The 522-nt window shown below is 56.3% G+C and carries 1 pseudogene; it reads left to right on the top strand.

Annotation, left to right across the window (positions count from 1 at the left end):
- A pseudogene (locus tag ACWHAR_RS31870) lies at positions 1–522 on the top strand (hypothetical protein); the annotation flags it as partial.

Genomic DNA, 522 nt, shown 5'->3' with positions numbered 1-522 from the left:
AAGGTTGCGCCAGACCTTGCAAGCGACGGCGATGGCCAGGTCTACGTAGCACTTAACGATAGAGATCTGCCCGACGAATTTACTTGGTTTGGCGGCGATGGTGCAGGCAAGATTGTCGGTAAGGACCGGCTTGAAACCTCCTACCCCGATGGGTTCTATCTCGTGACCGGTGAAAAGGCTCACTTGAGCGAGTTTGAGGACACGCTGAAAAGTGAAGGCGTGAAGGTCGGTCGCGGGGATGCGTCCATTTTTAAAAGCCTTGAATTCGTTGTGCGAGAAAGAGGATTTGCTGCCGCTGTTCTTGCAGCATTTGCGCTGATTGCGGCGCTTGCGTTGTTCTGGTTGTCGTTAAGAGCGCGTGGGCGTGCTCTTCGGGTTCTGGGCGGGTGCCCGACCTCGCGGATTCAGGTTCAGGACCTGGCCGGGTTCGGGGGGGCGCTGCTGGTTTCGGCGGTGGCTGTAGCACTGGTTGCGTCTTGCTACGTAGGTTTGTTTCATGGCTGGATATATGTCGGTACCTTC

It is taken from the genome of Bacillus sp. LR--39, from assembly GCF_053613335.1.
This window is presented reverse-complemented; position numbering and strand designations above follow the sequence as displayed.